The organism is Pseudomonas fortuita (assembly GCF_026898135.2).
In the GTDB taxonomy this organism is placed as follows: domain Bacteria; phylum Pseudomonadota; class Gammaproteobacteria; order Pseudomonadales; family Pseudomonadaceae; genus Aquipseudomonas; species Aquipseudomonas fortuita.
In genome coordinates, this window is the sequence record NZ_CP114035.2 from 4,873,997 (window position 1) to 4,894,049 (window position 20,053).

The 20,053-nt window shown below is 58.8% G+C and carries 13 protein-coding genes, 2 tRNA genes and 3 rRNA genes; 5 read left to right on the forward strand and 13 right to left on the reverse strand.

The annotated features are described in order from the left end of the window. Positions 1-22: 22 nt before the first annotated feature. The 11 genes from OZ911_RS22335 to OZ911_RS22385 form a co-directional block, all read right to left on the reverse strand. The gene (locus tag OZ911_RS22335; RefSeq protein WP_016488698.1) at positions 23-652 is read right to left on the reverse strand and encodes a glutathione S-transferase family protein; all 630 of its coding nucleotides are present in this window, start codon (positions 650-652) and stop codon (positions 23-25) included. Between the two features lie 166 nt (positions 653-818). Next, complete coding sequence (locus OZ911_RS22340; protein WP_016488699.1) at positions 819-1,370, reverse strand: UPF0149 family protein; 552 nt, start codon at positions 1,368-1,370, stop codon at positions 819-821. Positions 1,371-1,461: 91 nt separating this feature from the next. Further along, positions 1,462-2,451, reverse strand: coding sequence for an asparaginase (locus OZ911_RS22345; protein ID WP_023047841.1), 990 nt, complete (start codon positions 2,449-2,451; stop codon positions 1,462-1,464). Continuing rightward, complete coding sequence (locus OZ911_RS22350; protein WP_023047842.1) at positions 2,448-3,602, reverse strand: hypothetical protein; 1,155 nt, start codon at positions 3,600-3,602, stop codon at positions 2,448-2,450. Before OZ911_RS22350 ends, OZ911_RS22345 begins: the two co-directional genes overlap by 4 nt. A 10-nt stretch (positions 3,603-3,612) precedes the next feature. After that, the gene (locus OZ911_RS22355; RefSeq protein ID WP_023047843.1) at positions 3,613-4,509 is read right to left on the reverse strand and encodes a nitrilase family protein; all 897 of its coding nucleotides are present in this window, start codon (positions 4,507-4,509) and stop codon (positions 3,613-3,615) included. Between the two features lie 654 nt (positions 4,510-5,163). Next, complete coding sequence (locus tag OZ911_RS22360) at positions 5,164-6,807, reverse strand: acetolactate synthase large subunit (protein ID WP_268968476.1); 1,644 nt, start codon at positions 6,805-6,807, stop codon at positions 5,164-5,166. A 354-nt stretch (positions 6,808-7,161) separates the two neighbouring features. Continuing rightward, a 5S ribosomal RNA gene (rrf, locus tag OZ911_RS22365) occupies positions 7,162-7,277 on the reverse strand. Positions 7,278-7,411: 134 nt separating this feature from the next. Beyond that, positions 7,412-10,304: ribosomal RNA gene (locus tag OZ911_RS22370) — 23S ribosomal RNA — on the reverse strand. Between the two features lie 244 nt (positions 10,305-10,548). Next, positions 10,549-10,624: transfer RNA gene (locus OZ911_RS22375), tRNA-Ala, on the reverse strand. Positions 10,625-10,648: 24 nt separating this feature from the next. Next, positions 10,649-10,725, reverse strand: a tRNA-Ile gene (locus tag OZ911_RS22380). 85 nt (positions 10,726-10,810) lie between these two features. After that, a 16S ribosomal RNA gene (locus tag OZ911_RS22385) occupies positions 10,811-12,347 on the reverse strand. The 16S, 23S and 5S rRNA genes sit together here with 2 tRNA genes alongside, the layout of an rRNA operon. Before the next feature lie 457 nt (positions 12,348-12,804). Here OZ911_RS22385 and OZ911_RS22390 point away from each other — a divergent pair. Genes OZ911_RS22390 through OZ911_RS22405 form a run of 4 tightly spaced genes read left to right on the forward strand, consistent with a single transcriptional unit; the run spans position 12,805 to position 17,625 of the window. After that, positions 12,805-13,701, forward strand: a complete 897-nt coding sequence (locus tag OZ911_RS22390; RefSeq protein ID WP_016488707.1) for a formate/nitrite transporter family protein — start codon at positions 12,805-12,807, stop codon at positions 13,699-13,701. Continuing rightward, positions 13,698-13,907 (forward strand): hypothetical protein, encoded by a 210-nt coding sequence (locus OZ911_RS22395; RefSeq protein ID WP_139138834.1) that lies wholly within the window; start codon positions 13,698-13,700, stop codon positions 13,905-13,907. The genes OZ911_RS22390 and OZ911_RS22395 overlap by 4 nt, the downstream gene beginning before the upstream one ends. A gap of 7 nt (positions 13,908-13,914) precedes the next feature. After that, on the forward strand, positions 13,915-14,988 hold the full coding sequence (locus OZ911_RS22400) for a diguanylate cyclase (protein ID WP_024717439.1): 1,074 nt from the start codon (positions 13,915-13,917) through the stop codon (positions 14,986-14,988). Between the two features lie 51 nt (positions 14,989-15,039). After that, positions 15,040-17,625 (forward strand): bifunctional diguanylate cyclase/phosphodiesterase, encoded by a 2,586-nt coding sequence (locus OZ911_RS22405; protein ID WP_023047379.1) that lies wholly within the window; start codon positions 15,040-15,042, stop codon positions 17,623-17,625. Between the two features lie 34 nt (positions 17,626-17,659). Here OZ911_RS22405 and OZ911_RS22410 read toward each other — a convergent pair whose 3' ends face one another. Beyond that, positions 17,660-17,983, reverse strand: coding sequence for a DUF2025 family protein (locus OZ911_RS22410; protein ID WP_023047378.1), 324 nt, complete (start codon positions 17,981-17,983; stop codon positions 17,660-17,662). Positions 17,984-18,142: 159 nt separating this feature from the next. Next, a complete protein-coding gene (locus tag OZ911_RS22415) occupies positions 18,143-19,060 on the reverse strand; it encodes a LysR family transcriptional regulator (RefSeq protein ID WP_060520066.1) in 918 nt (305 codons plus the stop codon). Positions 19,061-19,171: 111 nt separating this feature from the next. On the opposite strand from OZ911_RS22415, the gene OZ911_RS22420 reads away from it, so the two are divergent. Further along, positions 19,172-19,930, forward strand: a complete 759-nt coding sequence (locus OZ911_RS22420; protein ID WP_024717440.1) for an SDR family NAD(P)-dependent oxidoreductase — start codon at positions 19,172-19,174, stop codon at positions 19,928-19,930. Positions 19,931-20,053 lie beyond the last annotated feature (123 nt).

Sequence of the window (20,053 nt, forward strand, 5' to 3'; positions counted from 1 at the left end):
CGTTCCTCTCGAAGGGGAGGTATCAGGCGCTGGTCTGCAGCCCGATCACAGTACGTGGCATGGGCACGAAGCCCGGCAGCGACTCGATCCGTGCCAGCCAACTGCGCACGTTGGCATAGGGCTCCAGCGACACGTTGCCTTCGGGGGCGTGGGCGATGTACGAGTAGTTGGCGATGTCGGCGATGGTGGGCGTGCTGCCCGCCAGGAATGGCGCCTTGGCCAGCTCGGCGTCGATCACCTTGAGCAGGGTATGGGCACGGGCAATGACTTCGTCGGTGTTGAACGCAGCGCCGAACACGGTCACCAGGCGCGCAGCAGCGGGGCCAAAGGCCAGCGGGCCGGCAGCCACCGACAACCAGCGCTGCACACGGGCGGCGGCAGCGGGTTCTTCGGGCAACCAGGTGCCGTTGTCGTACTTTTTGGCCAGGTAGACGAGGATGGCATTGGAATCGGCGATCACCGTGCCGTTGTCATCGATGACCGGGACCTGGCCGAACGGGTTGAGGGCCAGAAAATCCGGCTGCTTGTGCGCGCCTTTGGCCAAGTCGACGAACACCAGCTCGGTGGGCAGGTTGAGCAGCGAGAGCATCAATTCGATGCGGTGGGCATGGCCAGACTTGGGGAAGTTGTAGAGCTTGATCGGGTTCGACATGGGTTTTGCTCCTGGTCAGCACCGGGATGGGCTGGTGGAGCTAATGCTGCACTGGATCGGCTGGCAGCAGAATCAGCGCGCAAGGGAAACCATAATTTCGCGGGGCGGAATAATGGTTTCCTCTGCTCAAGTACGGGCAGGCCAGCGCTAGCAAACAAACATCAGGTCAGTGCAACTTCTTGAAATGCCGGAACAATCCACGTGCAGCCTCGACCACCTGCGGAACACAGTCCTGGATATCGGCTTCGCTCATCTGGTCTAGCAGCTCGAAGTTATCTTCAAGCCCATGCAGGGAAATGGCCTTGAGCAATGGGTCCTGCTCTGGCGGCAACTCGCCCCAACCGGCAACCTGGGTGCCGCGCATATAGCCGAAGCACCACTCCTCCAGAACGATCACCGTGCCTGCCTCGCCCTCGGTTTCCTCGAACAGCGGCTCGAAATGGTCGACGTTGTCAGACAGTTCCTCATTCACCTGATTGGCATAGCGCAACATCAACGCGGTGTACGCTTCCTCGTGCGCTGGCTTCTTGAACTTCGGTACCTTGCCACCGGCCACTGCGGGCAGCCATTGCTCGGGGAAAACGGTCACCGGCGAGCTGGCCAGTGCTGTGAAAAAGCCATTGAGCTCGGCCAGGTTCAGCACGGAATAGTCGTTGCCGTAGGTGATCAACAGGTCTTCGAGACGGTCGAGTTCTTTTTCGCTGAGTACGGGGAGCATGGGTCAGAATCCTGGGAAGCAAAAGTGTGTGCACCCTAGCACAGCAAGGCCGCAAGGGCTGCCCGCGTGATACATGGCGCGGGCAGATCGGTCAGGCGTGCAACCAGTCCTGCAGCTCATGTCGCCGGTCGGTGCCGATCAGCAGCCACAGCAAGATGCGGCACTTGCGCGGGCAGAGTTGCCCGGCCATGTGCACGCCTTTTTTCTGCAGATCGATCTCTGCACCGGCAAATCCATAGGTTGCCCGGGCGGTTGGCCCATTACCTGTGCGTGTGGCCACCACTACCGGCAAGGTGGGCGCCACGTGTTCCAGCACATCGGACCAACTCGCGCTGACATGCCCAGCGCCGAAGCCGGCGATGACCAAGCCTCCATAACCCGATGTGGCCACCGCGTGCAGCAGCGCCGTGTCTGCGTCCAGGCAGGCTTCCAGGAGGGCAACGCGCTGGTCGGTGCGATGCGGTAACGGCAGCACTTCCCGGCGTCCTGGCGAATGGTGATACAGCACAGCCCCCTCCACCACGTCGCCCAATGGGCCACACCCCGGCGATTCGAATGCCGCTATCGCCATGCTGGCGGTCTTGCGAACCCTTGCCGCGCAGTGGACCTGGTCATTCATCACCACAAGCACACCTCGCCCGCAGCTGCCCGGTGCCAATGCAACCTGAGCCGCAGCCAACAGGTTGGCCGGGCCATCGTTGCCCGGCTGGCTGGCCGAGCGCATGGCACCGGTCATCACCAATGGCGCATCGAACGGCCAGAGCAGATCCAGAAAATAGGCCGTTTCCTCAAGGGTGTCGGTCCCTTGACTCACTACCACAGCCTGGGCTCCGCGCTCCACCTCGCACCGGGCCCATGCCAGCACTTGCAGCAACGTCGCGAAGGCCAGCGATGCACTCGGGACCAGGCACAGTGAAGCTACGTTCAACTGCGCCATCTCGCGCAACTGGGGGACTTTAAGCAATTGCTGCTCGCAGTCGAGGCTTGGCGTTACACCACACCCAACAGCCCCCGCCTGCATACTGACTGTGCCCCCCAGGCTGGCGATCGACAGCCTGGGCAGGCTCGAATGTTCACTCATGCTTCTCCCCCCACAAGTAACCCAACCAGAGGTACGATCCCCAAGGTGCTGATGGCCATCGATACCACGTTTCCGATGTAGCCATGCACATAAGCAGGCAAGCGCTGCGTGATCGCCACCGCCAGCGGCGGAGCCACCAGCGCACCCAGCACCGCGCTGGCCATCACCACTTGCCAGCCGCCGCCATGCGTCAGCAATGCGGCCGGGACGACCGATACGATCGGAATGTAAGTAGGGTACCACCCGCGGGCATGCCACTGGCCTCGCCAGGTTACGACCCCAACCAGCGATGCCAGGGCCTGCCCGGCCACTATCTGCATTACCAGCATCGAACCGTATGACGGTGCAGCCGGGGCCAACAGGTACGCCAGCAACACGCCCAGCAGCAGCCCGAGGCTGGCCAGTTCATTGCCAAAAAAAGGCGCTTCGCTGAAATCGGCCAGCACGCGCCGCAGCGTCCAGACCACACCGTAGTCTGGCTTGTTGACGACCGGCTCCACTGGGGTGGGTTCACGGCATTGGCGTACCCAGGAAGGGAAGCGCTTGCACAGGATGAAAGCCACGACACTTGCCACTGCCATGCCACTCACGTTGCCAACTACCACTGGCAATTGCAGGGGATAGCACAGGTAGTTGACTATCAGCAGGCTGGCCGGTGTGACCAGTAGAGCCCCCAGTACCGCCCCCGTGACCGTCACCCGCCAGCCCGCACCAAACAGCAACACCATGGCGGCCGGCAATGACACGAAGGCGACGAAGGTGGGTTGCCAGTTGCCACTGGCCAAGGTCCACCCCCACAACGCGTGGCTGAGCAGCAAGCCCAGGAACGAACTGGTGAACACCCATGGCCATAACCCGCTGCCATAGCAAATCGCAAAGCCCTGCCAGCGGTACCCTCGCACGTGGGCCCAGTGCGCCAGGCAAGCGCCCAGCAGCAGGCCCAGTGCGGGCAGCTCATGCTTGTAGAATGCCACCTCACTGATATCACCGACGATCCAGCGCAAGCGGCTCAGGGGCTGATCGAGCGTCGCCACCATTACTGCATAATCCGGCCATTGCCCATGGGCAAGGCTCGCAACGAGCGCCAGCAGCAGACAGGCAAAAATCAACACAGGCCAACGCTGCTGTCCTGAGAAGAGTAGCGTGTTCATTTGCGACTCCTCAACGTGGCATTGGCGCGTGCAAGCGGTAACCAAGATTGGCATCGTAGAGGTCGATACGCCGGTCCCGCGGCAGGTCGTTGAGGTTGTTCCAGATCGGCGCCGAGCGTGCACTGCTCAGATCTACATCGGCATAGAGAATTTCTTCGGCCTCTGCACTGCCCACTTCGCCGATCGGCCAGCCATTGGTACCGGCGATCAGCGAGCCCCCCAGGAAGCGCCCGCCCCGCTCGCTCCCGACACGGTTCGCGGCGGCGATATAAACGTTGTTGACATGCGCTGCGGTCATGGTCAGGTACGAGGCCATGCAGCGCCCTGCTTCATCGAACAAGGGTGGCGGGGTCCATACCCAGTTGTTGAGGCTGCAGATGATGTCGGCGCCTTGCCCCGCCATCAGACGCGGGACTTCCGGGAACCATATGTCCCAGCATATCAGCAGGCCGATACGGCCAATCGGCGTCTCGAATACCGGGAACCCCAGATCGCCGGGGGTGAACCAAAGTTTTTCCTGGTTCCAGAGGTGCGCCTTACGGTAGTGCCCGAGCCGGCCTTCAGGGCCAAACAGTACGGCGCTGTCGTAGAGCTTCAGCCCGTCGTGCTCGGAAAAACCTGCGGCCAGGTAAACCTGGTATTCCCTGGCGAAGTCTGCCCAGGCTTTCAGACTGGGGCCGTCCTGCAGCGTCTCTGCATGGGCATAGGCTTCGGCGCGGGAGTTGAAGGTGTAGCCGGTATTGGCCAGCTCAGGCAGCACTATCAGGTTGGCGCCTTCGCGTGCTGCGCGCCGGGCCAGTGCCAGACCATTACCCAAGTTGCGCTCACAATGCTCAAGACCGACCTGGGGGTCGTACTGGATGACAGCGATACGTACAGGGCTGACGGGGGAACAGGACTCAGACATGGCGGCTTCCTTTTTGTGGTTGTTTTGGAAGGACACCAGTAAAGCGATGTTGGGCTTGGGAGGGACAGTCAGGAGGGTCCTATGGGACCGTAGGGCAATCGCATGATCGCAGTAGGACTCCCCCTACAAAATGCCCCGTACGCCGCTATTTCCCAACCTGATAATGTGGGTAGTGCTTAAGGGTAAAGCCACCATTGAATTGCGCTGAAGTGTTGTTGCAGAGGTTGATGACCGTATCAATTGCCGTGCGCAAACACGGCTCGATCCACCCGGCGTCAACTGAGAAGGCGATATCCGACCCTGACCCGGCCATTTTCCAGCCTCTGCACCGCGCACACGGACGTATCTGTCAGCAGCCCGTCAGCTCTTTTCAGAAGGTGGTCATAAAGCGAGATCCCTCCCATGCCGACGTCCAGATACAAGAAGCTTTCGTCCAGGGCCGCAAGCCCCAGATAGGCAGGTCCTTGAAACGGCAATCCCCTGCAATCTTATAGAACCAACTGTGATGTTCTGGTGTTCTCCATGAGTTGAAGAACCTGAGAATGACCAATTGCGAGATCAGTTCAGGGGTGGTTATGCACCACCCGCCAACACCCACAGAACCGCAAGGCTCATGTGGATGCCAGCTTGAAGTTACGATGCGGGCGTTATGCCTTACACCGCCAGCGCACGCTCACGCAGCTCGCTGTTGAGGATGCGGTCGTTCTCGCTGTAATCGACCGGGCAGTCGATCACGTGCACGCCCGGGGTCTTGATGCAGTGTTCCAGCAGTGGCAGCAGGCCTTCGGCACTTTCCACGCGGTGACCGTTGGCACCGTAGGCTTCGGCGTATTTGACGAAGTCCGGGTTGCCGTAGTCCAGGCCAAAATCGGTGAAGCCCATGTTGGCCTGCTTCCAGCGGATCATGCCGTAGCCATCGTCACGCAGGATCACCACGGTGATGTGCATGCCCAGGCGGACTGCGGTTTCCAGTTCCTGGCTGTTCATCATGAAGCCGCCGTCCCCGCACACCGAGATCACCGGGCGGTCAGGGTGCACTAGGTGTGCCGCCATGGCCGATGGCAGGCCGGCGCCCATGGTCGCCAGGGCGTTGTCCAGCAGCACCGTGTTCGGCTTGTGCGCCTTGTAGTTACGGGCGAACCAGATCTTGTAGATGCCGTTGTCCAGGGCAACGATGCCTTCGGACGGCAGTACACGACGGATGTCGGCCACCAGGCGCTGCGGGTAGACCGGGAAGCGGTTGTCGTCAGCCCCTTCGGCGATCTGCGCTTCGTTGGCTTCACGGATGGCCAGCAGGCGGGTGAAGTCCCAGTGCGACGTGTCGTTCAGCGCTTCGCTGATCTGCCACACGGCGTTGGCGATGTCACCAATCACTTCGACCTGCGGGAAGTACACGGCATCGACTTCGGCGGAGCGGAAGTTGATGTGGATGACTTCGGTACCACCACGGACCATGAAGAACGGCGGCTTTTCGATCACGTCGTGGCCGATGTTGATGATCAGGTCGGCGGCTTCGACGGCGCGGTGAACAAAGTCACCCGACGACAGCGCAGCGTTGCCCAGGAAGCGCGGGTGGCGCTCGTCGACCACGCCTTTACCCATCTGGGTGGTGATGAACGGGATACCGGTCTTGTCGATCAGCTGCTTGAGGACCTTGGCGGTCATCTTGCGGTTGGCACCGGCACCGATCACCAGAATCGGGTTACGGGCGTTCTGCAATTTCTCCACCGCCGCTTCGACAGTCTTGTGTTCGGCCAGCGGGCGGCGGTGCAGGCTACGCGGGATCGGCAGTGCGTCGGTCTGCTCGGCGGCGATGTCTTCCGGCAGTTCCAGGTGTACCGCACCCGGCTTTTCTTCTTCGGCCAGGCGGAAGGCTTCACGCATGCGGGCCGGGATGTTGTCGGCCGAGGCGAACTGGTGGGTGTACTTGGTGATGGGGTCCATCATGCCGCACACGTCAATGATCTGGAAGCGGCCCTGCTTGGACTTCTTGATCGGCTTCTGGCCGGTGATCATCATCATCGGCATGCCGCCCAGGTAGGCGTAGGCGCTGGCGGTGACCAGGTTGGTGGCGCCGGGGCCGAGGGTGGACAGGCTGACGCCGGTCTTGCCGGTCAGGCGGCCGTAGGTGGCAGCCATGAAGCCTGCAGACTGCTCGTGGCGGGTCAGTACCAGCTTGATCTTCGACTTGCGCAGGGATTCGAGCAGGTCGAGGTTTTCCTCACCGGGAATGCCGAACACATACTCGACACCTTCGTTTTCCAGGCATTGCACAACGACATCGGCGGCCTTGGCCATCTTGCTTGCTACCTCAAGTGATGGGACGGTGGAAGTCCGGAAATGCGCAGCACGGTGCGCTGGCATCACCAGGTTCAGGGGCAGGAGTGCCCTGAATCAAAGTCTTGACGTAGGGTAGGTACGGGAAAGTCACGTTAATGTGACTGCAATATTGTCGCAGCGACTATGAAAGCATACGCGGTCGCTGTGGGAGCGGGCGTGCCCGCGAAACAAGCAGCGAGGTGAATGGCACGGGCTTCGCCCGTGTTCGCGGGACAAGCCCGCTCCCACAGGGGTCCGGGCAGGGCAGAATTTTTTTGCTTACAAAGACAAAACCCCTACCTGCATGCGCAGATAGGGGTTTTGCGAAATGAATCTTGACGATGACCTACTCTCACATGGGGAAACCCCACACTACCATCGGCGATGCATCGTTTCACTGCTGAGTTCGGGATGGGATCAGGTGGTTCCAATGCTCTATGGTCGTCAAGAAATTCTGTAGCCAGAATGTCCAGATGGACAGCCCAGCGAATTCGGATATGCGATATTTGTGGTTCGTTGCGAACTTTCGGTTCGTATCATCTTCACCACCGCAATCTGCGCTAGCAAATTGCTTGGGTGTTATATGGTCAAGCCTCACGGGCAATTAGTATTGGTTAGCTCAACGCCTCACAGCGCTTACACACCCAACCTATCAACGTCGTAGTCTTCGACGGCCCTTTAGGGGATTCAAGATCCCAGTGAGATCTCATCTTGAGGCAAGTTTCCCGCTTAGATGCTTTCAGCGGTTATCTCTTCCGAACATAGCTACCCGGCAATGCCACTGGCGTGACAACCGGAACACCAGAGGTTCGTCCACTCCGGTCCTCTCGTACTAGGAGCAGCCCCTCTCAAATCTCAAACGTCCACGGCAGATAGGGACCGAACTGTCTCACGACGTTCTAAACCCAGCTCGCGTACCACTTTAAATGGCGAACAGCCATACCCTTGGGACCGGCTTCAGCCCCAGGATGTGATGAGCCGACATCGAGGTGCCAAACACCGCCGTCGATATGAACTCTTGGGCGGTATCAGCCTGTTATCCCCGGAGTACCTTTTATCCGTTGAGCGATGGCCCTTCCATACAGAACCACCGGATCACTAAGACCTACTTTCGTACCTGCTCGACGTGTGTGTCTCGCAGTCAAGCGCGCTTTTGCCTTTATACTCTACGACCGATTTCCGACCGGTCTGAGCGCACCTTCGTACTCCTCCGTTACTCTTTGGGAGGAGACCGCCCCAGTCAAACTACCCACCATACACTGTCCTCGATCCGGATAACGGACCTGAGTTAGAACCTCAAAGTTGCCAGGGTGGTATTTCAAGGATGGCTCCATGAGAACTGGCGTCCCCACTTCAAAGCCTCCCACCTATCCTACACAAGCAAATTCAAAGTCCAGTGCAAAGCTATAGTAAAGGTTCACGGGGTCTTTCCGTCTAGCCGCGGATACACTGCATCTTCACAGCGATTTCAATTTCACTGAGTCTCGGGTGGAGACAGCGCCGCCATCGTTACGCCATTCGTGCAGGTCGGAACTTACCCGACAAGGAATTTCGCTACCTTAGGACCGTTATAGTTACGGCCGCCGTTTACCGGGGCTTCGATCAAGAGCTTCGCTTGCGCTAACCCCATCAATTAACCTTCCGGCACCGGGCAGGCGTCACACCCTATACGTCCACTTTCGTGTTTGCAGAGTGCTGTGTTTTTAATAAACAGTCGCAGCGGCCTGGTATCTTCGACCGGCATGGGCTTACGGAGCAAGTCCTTAACCCTCGCCGGCGCACCTTCTCCCGAAGTTACGGTGCCATTTTGCCTAGTTCCTTCACCCGAGTTCTCTCAAGCGCCTTGGTATTCTCTACCTAACCACCTGTGTCGGTTTGGGGTACGGTTCCCAGTTATCTGAAGCTTAGGAGCTTTTCTTGGAAGCATGGTATCAACCACTTCGTCGCCTAAAGGCAACTCGTCATCAGCTCTCGGCCTTGAAATCCCGGATTTGCCTAAGATTTCAGCCTACCACCTTAAACCTGGACAACCAACGCCAGGCTGGCCTAACCTTCTCCGTCCCTCCATCGCAATAACTGGAAGTACAGGAATATTAACCTGTTTTCCATCGACTACGCTTTTCAGCCTCGCCTTAGGGACCGACTAACCCTGCGTCGATTAACGTTGCGCAGGAAACCTTGGTCTTTCGGCGTGCGAGTTTTTCACTCGCATTGTCGTTACTCATGTCAGCATTCGCACTTCTGATACCTCCAGCAAGCTTCTCAACTCACCTTCACAGGCTTACAGAACGCTCCTCTACCGCATCACCAAAAGGTGATACCCGTAGCTTCGGTGCATGGTTTGAGCCCCGTTACATCTTCCGCGCAGGCCGACTCGACTAGTGAGCTATTACGCTTTCTTTAAAGGGTGGCTGCTTCTAAGCCAACCTCCTAGCTGTCTAAGCCTTCCCACATCGTTTCCCACTTAACCATGACTTTGGGACCTTAGCTGACGGTCTGGGTTGTTTCCCTTTTCACGACGGACGTTAGCACCCGCCGTGTGTCTCCCATGCTCGGCACTTGTAGGTATTCGGAGTTTGCATCGGTTTGGTAAGTCGGGATGACCCCCTAGCCGAAACAGTGCTCTACCCCCTACAGTGATACATGAGGCGCTACCTAAATAGCTTTCGAGGAGAACCAGCTATCTCCGAGCTTGATTAGCCTTTCACTCCGATCCACAGGTCATCCGCTAACTTTTCAACGGTAGTCGGTTCGGTCCTCCAGTCAGTGTTACCTAACCTTCAACCTGCCCATGGATAGATCGCCCGGTTTCGGGTCTATACCCAGCGACTAAACGCCCTATTAAGACTCGCTTTCGCTACGCCTCCCCTATTCGGTTAAGCTCGCCACTGAATATAAGTCGCTGACCCATTATACAAAAGGTACGCAGTCACCTAACAAAGTAGGCTCCCACTGCTTGTACGCATACGGTTTCAGGATCTATTTCACTCCCCTCTCCGGGGTTCTTTTCGCCTTTCCCTCACGGTACTAGTTCACTATCGGTCAGTCAGTAGTATTTAGCCTTGGAGGATGGTCCCCCCATATTCAGACAAAGTTTCTCGTGCTCCGTCCTACTCGATTTCATTGATAAGAGATTTTCGTGTACGGGGCTATCACCCACTATGGCCGCACTTTCCAGAGCGTTCCACTAATCTCAAACCAACTTAAGGGCTGGTCCCCGTTCGCTCGCCACTACTAAGGGAATCTCGGTTGATTTCTTTTCCTCAGGGTACTTAGATGTTTCAGTTCCCCTGGTTCGCCTCTTGCACCTATGTATTCAGTACAAGATAACCAGCTTATGCTGGCTGGGTTCCCCCATTCAGAGATCTCTGGATCACAGTCTGTTTGCCGACTCCCCAAAGCTTTTCGCAGGCTACCACGTCTTTCATCGCCTCTGACTGCCAAGGCATCCACCGTATGCGCTTCTTCACTTGACCATATAACCCCAAGCAATCTGGTTATACTGTGAAGACGACATTCGCCGAAAATTCGCACGTCGCTCTTTCGAGCAGAACTCACAAATTTTACCTTAGCCTGATCCACCAGCAGTGAAACTGGTGTTCAGTCTATTTCTATCACATATCCGAATTTTTAAAGAACGATCTGACAAAAGTCAGAAATCAACATTCATTCACGAATGTTCATTTCTAAGTTCTGACTAGCTACTGCGTACGGCGAAAGTGGTGGAGCCAAGCGGGATCGAACCGCTGACCTCCTGCGTGCAAGGCAGGCGCTCTCCCAGCTGAGCTATGGCCCCGTATTCTACGGCTAAACCATGTAATGGTAGGTCTGGGCAGATTTGAACTGCCGACCTCACCCTTATCAGGGGTGCGCTCTAACCAACTGAGCTACAGACCTATAACAGGGTCGCTTTACAGCATCGTCTTTTACAATGAATCAAGCAATTCGTGTGGGAGCTCATCAGCAGGCTGATGTCGTCGATTAAGGAGGTGATCCAGCCGCAGGTTCCCCTACGGCTACCTTGTTACGACTTCACCCCAGTCATGAATCACACCGTGGTAACCGTCCTCCCGAGGGTTAGACTAGCTACTTCTGGTGCAACCCACTCCCATGGTGTGACGGGCGGTGTGTACAAGGCCCGGGAACGTATTCACCGCGACATTCTGATTCGCGATTACTAGCGATTCCGACTTCACGCAGTCGAGTTGCAGACTGCGATCCGGACTACGATCGGTTTTGTGAGATTAGCTCCACCTCGCGGCTTGGCAACCCTCTGTACCGACCATTGTAGCACGTGTGTAGCCCAGGCCGTAAGGGCCATGATGACTTGACGTCATCCCCACCTTCCTCCGGTTTGTCACCGGCAGTCTCCTTAGAGTGCCCACCATAACGTGCTGGTAACTAAGGACAAGGGTTGCGCTCGTTACGGGACTTAACCCAACATCTCACGACACGAGCTGACGACAGCCATGCAGCACCTGTGTCAGAGTTCCCGAAGGCACCAATCCATCTCTGGAAAGTTCTCTGCATGTCAAGGCCTGGTAAGGTTCTTCGCGTTGCTTCGAATTAAACCACATGCTCCACCGCTTGTGCGGGCCCCCGTCAATTCATTTGAGTTTTAACCTTGCGGCCGTACTCCCCAGGCGGTCAACTTAATGCGTTAGCTGCGCCACTAAAATCTCAAGGATTCCAACGGCTAGTTGACATCGTTTACGGCGTGGACTACCAGGGTATCTAATCCTGTTTGCTCCCCACGCTTTCGCACCTCAGTGTCAGTATCAGTCCAGGTGGTCGCCTTCGCCACTGGTGTTCCTTCCTATATCTACGCATTTCACCGCTACACAGGAAATTCCACCACCCTCTACCGTACTCTAGCTTGCCAGTTTTGGATGCAGTTCCCAGGTTGAGCCCGGGGCTTTCACATCCAACTTAACAAACCACCTACGCGCGCTTTACGCCCAGTAATTCCGATTAACGCTTGCACCCTCTGTATTACCGCGGCTGCTGGCACAGAGTTAGCCGGTGCTTATTCTGTCGGTAACGTCAAAACACTAACGTATTAGGTTAATGCCCTTCCTCCCAACTTAAAGTGCTTTACAATCCGAAGACCTTCTTCACACACGCGGCATGGCTGGATCAGGCTTTCGCCCATTGTCCAATATTCCCCACTGCTGCCTCCCGTAGGAGTCTGGACCGTGTCTCAGTTCCAGTGTGACTGATCATCCTCTCAGACCAGTTACGGATCGTCGCCTTGGTGAGCCATTACCTCACCAACTAGCTAATCCGACCTAGGCTCATCTGATAGCGCAAGGCCCGAAGGTCCCCTGCTTTCTCCCGTAGGACGTATGCGGTATTAGCGTTCCTTTCGAAACGTTGTCCCCCACTACCAGGCAGATTCCTAGGCATTACTCACCCGTCCGCCGCTGAATCGAAGAGCAAGCTCTTCTCATCCGCTCGACTTGCATGTGTTAGGCCTGCCGCCAGCGTTCAATCTGAGCCATGATCAAACTCTTCAGTTCAATACTGCTTGGGTTTTTAAGAAACCCTAAACTTGGCTCAGCAATCTCAAATGACTATGTGATTTCTCGCATGGTCACTTGTGATGCTGATAATCTTTTTGACTATCAGTCCGTACTCACAAGCACCCACACGAATTGCTTGATTCGATTTGTTAAAGAGCGTTTGGTTAAGAGCTTTTCGTCTCAACCGAGGCGCGCATTCTACGCTTTCCTCAGAGTCTGTCAAGCGTTTATTTTGAAGTTTTTTACATCCACTTTCTTTCGAAAGCTAACAACTTCAAACACTTACCGCTTGCCTCGAAGCGTTTGTCGCTGCGAGGAGGCGAATAATACGCGCTTTGAAATTAGAGTCAACACCTTGATCTAAAAAACTTTCCAAGCGTGTTTAGTACCCACCTCGCAACTAATGAAAGCGCAGCGGATCTGTAATGAATCCCCCCCACGGAGCGTAGTGGCCATGAGCGATGCGCAAAACGAGAAAACCCCGGGCTTGTCTGCAGATGAAGAGCAGGAAGTCAGCCACAACCAGCCGCCGCGGGCGGCAGTGCTGCACGAGATCATCCGCTACCAGGGCGACCAGGAGCTGGAGCGTACGCTCGCCGCGCTGTGGTGGTCGGCGCTGGCCGCCGGCTTGTCCATGGGGCTGTCGATGATGGCCATGGGGCTGTTTTACGCCCGCCTGCCGGACGGTGACAGTGCGCAGGTGATTGCCAGCATCGGCTACAGCGCCGGTTTTCTCGCTGTTATCCTGGCACGCCAGCAACTGTTTACCGAAAACACCCTCACCGCCGTGCTGCCAGTGATGACGTCCCCGACCCTGGCCAACTTCGGCCGCCTGTTGCGCCTGTGGGGCGTGGTGTTGCTCGGCAACCTGGCCGGTACCCTGCTGGTTGCCTGGGTGATGCTGGAGCTGCCGATCTTTGACAGCAAGACGGATGTGGCCTTCCTCGAGATCGGCCGCAAGGTCATGAAGAACGACATCAGCCAGATGTTTGCCAAAGGCATCGTCTCGGGCTGGATGATCGCCACCATGGTCTGGATGATTCCATCCATGGAGCACGCCAAGATCTGGATCATCCTGCTGATCACCTACCTGATGGCCCTTGGCGACTTCACCCATATAGTAGTGGGTTCAGTCGAGGTGTCTTATCTGGTCTGGGCCGGCGACGAGACCTGGCGCAGTTTCTTGCTGCAATTCGCCTTGCCTACCCTGGCCGGCAATATTATTGGTGGCAGCTTGATCTTCGGCCTGATCAGCCATGCTCAGGTACGCAGTGACAGCGGCAAGCCGCCCTCGCAATTATTGAAAGACCACGAAGCCAGGCCAGCGCGCAGCAGGGACGACAAGCATTGAAGCTTGGCGTGCCGCTGCCGGACCCGCAAAATCTGCGCCGGCAGCATGTGCCTGCAATACCCCAAGCAACAGAAAAGCCTTCGTGCCACCTGCCGGGGATCGGATCTACCGTGAATTGGCTTGCAAGGTCATTTTTCGCCGATGAAACAGTGTTCAACAATATTCACGTGAGTTATGCGATAAACGGTATACCGGCAGAAGAATGACAACATGATGGAAAACAGCAGCGGCAAAGGCCTTTCATTCGTCAAGCGCATCTACCTGCCGCGCATTATAGGCATGGGCATTGGCCTGCTCAGCGTCATGGCTGGCATGGCGCCGCTGGCGCCGCCTGCGTGGATATGGGGGCTGATGCTGGTCAACGGGCTGCTGTGGCCGCACGTGGCTTACTTTTGGGCCACCCGCTCGCCAGCCCCTTACCAGGCGGAACAGCGCAACTTGCTGCTTGATTCACTGATGGGCGGATTCTGGACCGCCGCCATGCACTTCAATCCCTTGCCGAGCGTGACCGTGCTATCGATGATGACCATGAACAACGTTGCTGCCGGGGGCAAGCGGCTGGTCGTGCGCGGGGCAATGGCCCAACTGGCCGGCATGCTTGTCGCCGTTCTGGTCCTCGGCCCCGGCCTGCAGCTGCATGCAACGCCCCTGCAAGTTTATGCTTGCCTCCCTATGCTGACGCTGTACCCGCTTGCCCTGGGCTGGGTGTGCTACCAGCTGGCGATCAAGCTGGCCGACCACAAACGCCGGCTGAGCGCGCTCAGCCTGACCGACAGCCTGACCGGCCTGCTCAACCATGGTGCCTGGAAAGACCTGCTGCTGCTGAAGTTCCAGGCCTGTAGACAACAACAGGGGCAGGCGGTCATAGCCCTGATCGACATCGACCATTTCAAGACTATCAACGACACCTTCGGCCACGTGGTCGGCGATTGTGTACTGCGCCAGCTCAGTGCCGAGCTACGGCGAAATTTGCGCGAGGGCGACCAGGCCGGGCGGTACGGCGGAGACGAGTTTTGCGTGATCCTGCCGGACACAAGCCAAGCCCAGGCCTGCCAAGCCATGGAGCGCCTGCGCGAACGTGTCGCCAACTACCGTAATCCGCAGTTGCCGCACCTGCGCATCAGCCTCAGCATCGGCCTGTCAGCATTCCAGGCTGGCCTGCAATCACCGGAACACTGGCTGGAACAGGCGGACAAGGCACTGTACACCGCCAAGCACGCAGGCCGTGACCAAGTCAATTTTGCCCGCAGCGAGGCTGCCACGCTCAGGCTGGCCTATCCTGATTGAACCCCCTGCCTGACTGCCCGGCGGGAGGCTGCTTGAAGGAGCTGCTCGCGCATGGCCAGGACCGCCAACCTTCCACCCGCAAGCCCTACGCCGCGCTTTCAGGTGCGCCACCTGATTGCCGGTTTCAGCACAGTGTACGGCCTGGCCTGCCTGGTCATCCTCGGCGCCCTGTTCAATATCGCGACCACGCTCGACAAGCAGGAGCGCCAGCGTAGCGCGTTCCATGCGACGCAGGCGCTGGAACAGCGTCTGCTGGCCTCACGCCAGTTTCTGTCCAGCTACGCCGTATGGGATGCGGCCTTCGAGCACCTGGCAGGCCACGCCGACTGGCATTGGGCCTACGAGGAGAAGAATGTAGGTGAATCGTTGTACAGCGCCAGCGGCTACGAAGGGGTGTTCGTGGTGGAAAACGACCGTACCACCTACGCCTTGTTCAAAGGCCAGCCCACCCAGGCAGGCGCCAACACCTATATAGACGCAACGCTCCAGCCGATCCTCGACCAGGCCCGTGCAGCCGCAATTCCCCGCGAGCAGATAACCCGTTTCGTGCTGTTCAATGGCTGGCCGGCGGTACTCAGTGCCGCAGCCATACGCCCGGACCGCGACGTCACCGACAGTGAGGTAAGCCAGGCACCCGTGATGCTGTTCGTCGACCAGTTGACCGAAGAAAAACTGGCACAACTGGGCAAAGGTGCCGGGCTGACCCGCATGCATGTGGAAAAGGAAGATATGCAGCAGCATGACCACCTGCGTATCGACCTGGGTGACACCGGCTATCACCTGTCCTGGAGCAGCCCACTGCCGGGGCACCAATTGCTGTGGGCGGTAATGCCAGCCCTGTTGAGCGCGCTGCTGATACTTGGCCTGATCATGCTTTACCTGTTCCGCCTGACCTTGCGCAGCTCGCGGGCGATCGGCCTGACGCTTTCGCACTTGCAGCAGAGCAACCAGGCCCTGGAGGCTAGCGAACAGCGTTTTCGCGCAGTGGCCGAGTCGGCATCCGACTGGATCTGGGAAACTGACCGGCAACAGCGCCTGACATACCTGTCACAGCGCTTTGCCAATGTTACCGGCTACGCGGTGGACGATTGGCTGGGGCACCCGCTCAACCAGTTGCTGGCCTGCGATACCACCCCGCTCTCACCCTGGCTGGACGCCCTGGCCAACGCAGACCCCGAGCAACTGGCCAACCTGCGCTGTACTTACCGCGACCAGAATGGCCAGAACCGCTACTGCAGGATTTCGGCCCGCGCCATCTGGCATGACGACACACCCATCGGTTTTCGTGGCACCGCCAGTGACATCACCGACGAAGTCGACGCCCACGCGCGCATCCAGCACCTGTCGCTGCACGACCCTCTCACTGGGCTGGCCAACCGCAACAAGCTCGCCAGGCACCTGGAGCAGGCCCTGCTGCGGGGCAATGACTCGCCGCCACTGTCACTGCTGTTGCTGGATCTGGACAACTTCAAGCCGATCAACGACTCCCTCGGCCATGCCGCCGGGGATGCCGTGCTGCAGGAAGTGGCGACGCGCCTGCGCGACACCACCCGCGATGGCGACCTGGTCGCACGCCTGGGCGGCGACGAGTTCATTCTGGTCCTCAGCGGCATGGACAACCGCAGCGAAGTCGACCGCTTCTGCGCACGCCTGATCGACCTGCTGCAGCACCCCATCACCTTCGACAGCCAACTGCTGCACGTCGGCGTCAGTATCGGCGTGGCACAGACCCGCACCCAGGGTTTCGATGCCGGCGAACTGATCCGCTGCGCCGACATCGCCCTGTACCAGGCCAAGGCCGATGGCAAGAATACCTGGCGCTACTTCGCCGCCGAAATGAACCAGCAGATCCAGTACCGTCGCCAGTTGGAAAACGACTTGCGCCGGGCATTGCGCAACCAGGAGTTCGAGCTGCACTACCAGCCACGCTACCGCCTCAGCGACCGACGCATCGTCGCGGTCGAAGCCTTGCTGCGCTGGCAACACCCACAGGAAGGGTTGCTGGGGCCGGATACCTTCATCCCGCTGGCCGAGCAAAGCGACATCATCGTCGCGCTGGGCCGCTGGGTGCTGCGCGAAGCCTGCCGCACTGCCCACGACTGGCCCGCCGACATTCTGGTTTCGGTGAACCTGTCGCCTGCGCAGTTCCTGCGCAGCGACGTGGTCGCCGACGTACGCGAGGTCCTGCTGGACACCAGCTTCCCGGCCCAGCGCCTGGAACTGGAAATTACCGAAAACGTGATGCTCAACGACATCGAGGGCGCGCTAGGCACCATGCTGTCACTCAAAGAGCTTGGCGTGCGCCTGAATATGGACGATTTCGGCACCGGCTACTCGTCGCTGGGTTATCTGCGTACCTACCCGTTCGACAGCATCAAGATCGACAAACGCTTCATCAATGGCCTGAACAGCAGCGGCGGTAGAGACCGCGCCGTGGTCCAGGCCATCATCAACCTGGGTGAGGCGATGGGGTTGACGGTAACTGCCGAGGGGGTAGAGAGCGAACAGCAGCTCAAGGCACTGGAGAAAGACCGCTGCCATGAGGTGCAGGGCTTTTACATGAGCCGGCCGCTGGACAGTGCCGGGGTGGCGGCGTTGTTGCACCAGACATCCCATAGCACTGCAAAGCCCTTGTAGGAGCAGCCTTGTGCTGCTCCTATAAGGGCCGGGTTTATTGCTGCACGGTGCGTTCGGCCACGATGTCTGGCAGATCCCGGCGGCGCAGGTAGGCGCGCAGTGGCTCAGCAATGTTCAGGCGGTCATCCACATGCTGCTCCAGCAGCAGCGCCAGCCGCTCACGGCAAAGCGCCATGCGCTGCCCTTGCTCGGGACGCCAGACAAACTCGCTGCAGGGGGTAATGCTGTCGTCGGCCACGTCCATGCCGAACGAGTCCTCGGAAAACCGCACGATATGAACGCCGCGCTTGCCATGAAAACCGACAAAACCTTTGAGCTGGTCGGCGGCGTTGCAGATGTCCTGGGAAGTGATGGCCATGACGTAACCTCGCAATGAAATCGAAAGATACGCACGCCTGGCGGAATCGGTCGCCTCTACCGGGCAACTCGCAAACGGCAGCCTAACGCAAGTGGCAGGCCGTTCGCCAAGGGTTTTCGTGCTTACCCCGCACGCCTTTACCTGTGGCCGGCACCTGGCTCAATGTTCACTTGGTGCAGGGTCGACCTGCGACGCCAGCACCGCCGCCAGCCACTGCATGAACGCTTGAACCCGGCGCGGCACGTGCCGTTGCCGGGCGTACAGCAGTGACACCGGCATGGCCGGGGCCTGCCAGTCTTCCAGTAGCGAAACCAGCTCGCCTCGCTGCAAATGCTCGGCCACACCCACCGCCGGTACCTGGATCAACCCCAGCCCGGCCAGGCAGGCCGCCGAGTACGCCTCGGCGTTGTTGACCGTAACCACACCAGCCATGGCCTGGTATTGCAGCTCACCACCTTGCAGGTATTCGAAACCGGCACTGCGCGCCCCCAAGGTACGCACGTAGTGCACCAGTTGGTGCCCCGCCAGTTCCTGCGGCGTCTGCGGCACGCCGTAGCGGGCCAGGTAGGCGGGGCTCGCACAGTTGCGCATGCTCAGTTGCCCGACCGGCCGCGCCACCACATCCAGATCATGCAGGGCACCTATGCGCATCACGCAGTCAAACCCCTCGCGCAGCAAATCAACCTGGCGGTCAGTGCAACTGAGCTCCACCTCCAGCCGCGGAAAGCGCTGCAGAAACTGCGGCAACGCCGGGATGATGACCCGCCGCGCCATCATGGTCGGCAGGTCGATGCGCAGGCGCCCGGCCAGCTCGGCATCGTCGGCGCTGAACAGGCTCTCGATCTCATCCATGCCTGACAGCAGGTCCTTGCTACGCTCGTACAGCAAGGCGCCATCCTGGGTCGCCTGCACCCTGCGGGTAGTACGGTTGAACAGCTGCGTACCCAGCAAGCGCTCCAGTGCCTTTACCTGCTCTGACACGGTCGAGCGTGGCAGCCTCAGGCTCTCGGCAGCCAGGGTGAAGCTGCTGACCTCACTCACCCGCACGAAGGTGCGCAACAACTCCAGCTTGTTCATTTGGGCCTCGGCTATCCGGTTCTGTCGAACAGTATTTCCATTTTTACCGGATTTAACAGCCTCGAGCCGACCAATAAGCTGACCACATCCACCCAGCCTGAGGCTTTGAACATGACGCGCAAAATTGCCCTGATCACTGGCGCCAGCCGCGGCCTTGGCCGTAACGCTGCCGAACACCTGGCCGCACGCGGTATCGATGTAATTGGCACTTACCACAGCAAGGCAGACGAAGCCCAGGCCGTAGTTGCCCGACTGGAGCAGGCCGGGGCGAAAGCGGCCATGCTGCAACTCGACGTCAGCGACAGCAGCAGTTTTGCCAGCTTCGCCGAGCGCCTTGGCAGCACCCTGCAGCAGCACTTTGGCCGCGAGCGTTTTGACTTTCTGGTGAACAATGCCGGGATCGGGCTGAATGTGCCGTACGTCGAAACCAGCGAGGCGCAGTTCGACCAGTTGCTGAATATTCAGCTGAAAGGACCCTTTTTCCTCACCCAGCGCCTGCTGCCCCTGTTGGTCGACAATGGCCGTATCGTCAACATTTCTACCGGCCTGGCACGCTTTGCGCTGCCGGGGTATGCCGCCTATGCCGCGATGAAGGGCGCAATGGAGGTGCTGACCCGCTACCAGGCCAAGGAACTGGGCGCGCGTGGCATTCGCGTGAACATTCTGGCGCCGGGGGCGATCGAGACCGATTTCGGCGGCGGCGTGGTGCGGGATAACCAGCAGGTGAATGAATACATTGCCGGCAATACGGCGCTGGGCCGCGTGGGCTTGCCGGATGACATCGGGGCAGCGATTGCGCTGTTGCTGGAAGACGGCAATGGCTGGATTACCGGGCAACGGCTGGAAGTGTCGGGCGGCATGTTCCTATGAGCCTCACGGCACGCTAGGCGATGCGCCGTACCTGTAGGAGCAGCCTTGCGCTGCGAAGAGGCCGGCATGGCCAACACAACTACATTGCCGGTACTGGCCTCTTCGCAGCACCAGGCTGCTCCT

Bases quoted from the DNA above. Each gene is read 5' to 3' on its own strand.
- OZ911_RS22345 (WP_023047841.1), bottom strand. From the start codon at position 2,451: ATGAGTGAACATTCGAGCCTGCCCAGGCTGTCGATCGCCAGCCTGGGG.
- OZ911_RS22390 (WP_016488707.1), top strand. From the start codon at position 12,805: ATGAGCGATGCGCAAAACGAGAAAACCCCGGGCTTGTCTGCAGATGAA.
- OZ911_RS22405 (WP_023047379.1), top strand. From the start codon at position 15,040: ATGGCCAGGACCGCCAACCTTCCACCCGCAAGCCCTACGCCGCGCTTT.
- OZ911_RS22415 (WP_060520066.1), bottom strand. From the start codon at position 19,060: ATGAACAAGCTGGAGTTGTTGCGCACCTTCGTGCGGGTGAGTGAGGTC.
- OZ911_RS22355 (WP_023047843.1), bottom strand. From the start codon at position 4,509: ATGTCTGAGTCCTGTTCCCCCGTCAGCCCTGTACGTATCGCTGTCATC.
- OZ911_RS22410 (WP_023047378.1), bottom strand. From the start codon at position 17,983: ATGGCCATCACTTCCCAGGACATCTGCAACGCCGCCGACCAGCTCAAA.
- OZ911_RS22335 (WP_016488698.1), bottom strand. From the start codon at position 652: ATGTCGAACCCGATCAAGCTCTACAACTTCCCCAAGTCTGGCCATGCC.
- OZ911_RS22360 (WP_268968476.1), bottom strand. From the start codon at position 6,807: ATGGCCAAGGCCGCCGATGTCGTTGTGCAATGCCTGGAAAACGAAGGT.
- OZ911_RS22420 (WP_024717440.1), top strand. From the start codon at position 19,172: ATGACGCGCAAAATTGCCCTGATCACTGGCGCCAGCCGCGGCCTTGGC.
- OZ911_RS22340 (WP_016488699.1), bottom strand. From the start codon at position 1,370: ATGCTCCCCGTACTCAGCGAAAAAGAACTCGACCGTCTCGAAGACCTG.
- OZ911_RS22350 (WP_023047842.1), bottom strand. From the start codon at position 3,602: ATGAACACGCTACTCTTCTCAGGACAGCAGCGTTGGCCTGTGTTGATT.
- OZ911_RS22400 (WP_024717439.1), top strand. From the start codon at position 13,915: ATGGAAAACAGCAGCGGCAAAGGCCTTTCATTCGTCAAGCGCATCTAC.